1 protein-coding gene is annotated in these 993 nt (G+C 64.6%); it reads right to left on the reverse strand.

Annotation, left to right across the window (positions count from 1 at the left end; genetic code table 11):
* Positions 1 to 993, reverse strand: a 993-nt coding sequence (locus XH80_RS00555; RefSeq protein ID WP_442869086.1) for a glycosyltransferase family 2 protein, incomplete at both ends; no start/stop codon positions are given.

Here is a 993-nt window from a genome sequence, read left to right on the forward strand (position 1 = left end):
ACGGCCGACCGCCAGATTGGGGTCGACCATGTCGGGCCTGGCGGCGCGGGGGGGCGGCAGCTGCGCGAGATGGAAGGTCAGGAGCGCAGGGTCTTCGCGCAGCTCCACCAACGCGGGTTTGATCCCTGCATCCGCCGACGCGCTCAATTCGTTCGCCCGACGCAGGATCGGAGGCGGCTCTCGTTCTTCGGGGGTGACAAACAAATTGCCCGAGACGGGCTGGGAGGTGAGCGCGCCGATGGGAACGGCGAACAGCAGTCCGACGATAACCGGCGACATCCAGAGCAGAAGCGGCAGCGAAACGGCGTAGGCGCTTGCCGCCATCGCCACGCCGCACAGGGTTGGAACGCCGTATTTCCGATAGAGCTCGCGGCGCTCCACCGTGCCGTCGTCGCGCCTTTGCGTCTGCCAGCCCGCATCGCGACCGGCCAGAATCTCGACCACCGCGATCGACTGAAAGATCATCATCACCGGTGCCATCAGCGCGGATACGATGATCTCTGCGAAAAGTCCGGCCAAGGCTCGCAATGCGCCGCCGAATTGGCGTCGCGCCGAACCCCGCATGCAAAGCAGGATTAGGCTGAGCAGCTTCGGTAGCAGCAGCAGACCCATGGTGGCGACGAACACCCAAATGGCGAGTACGGGATCCTGGGCCGGCCAGGTCGGAAATAACGAGAACCCCTTCGGAAAATACTCCGGCCGCACGAAGCGGGCCTGCAGCGAGATCAGCATGCCCAGCAGCAGGAAGAGCAGCCACAGCGGTGCCGTCAGATATGCCCCGATTCCCACCATGAAATGCAGGCGCGACACCCAATGCAGACCTCGCGCCGGCACGACAGCGAGATGCTGAAGATTGCCTTGGCACCAGCGTCGATCGCGCGCCGCAAAATCGAGGAGCGATGGCGGCACCTCTTCGTAGCTGCCGCCAAGCGTCGGCAGCATGTAGATGCCCCATCCGGCCCGCCGCATCAGTGCGGCCTCGACAAAATCGTG

This window comes from Bradyrhizobium sp. CCBAU 45384, assembly GCF_028128665.1.
GTDB lineage: Bacteria > Pseudomonadota > Alphaproteobacteria > Rhizobiales > Xanthobacteraceae > Bradyrhizobium > Bradyrhizobium manausense.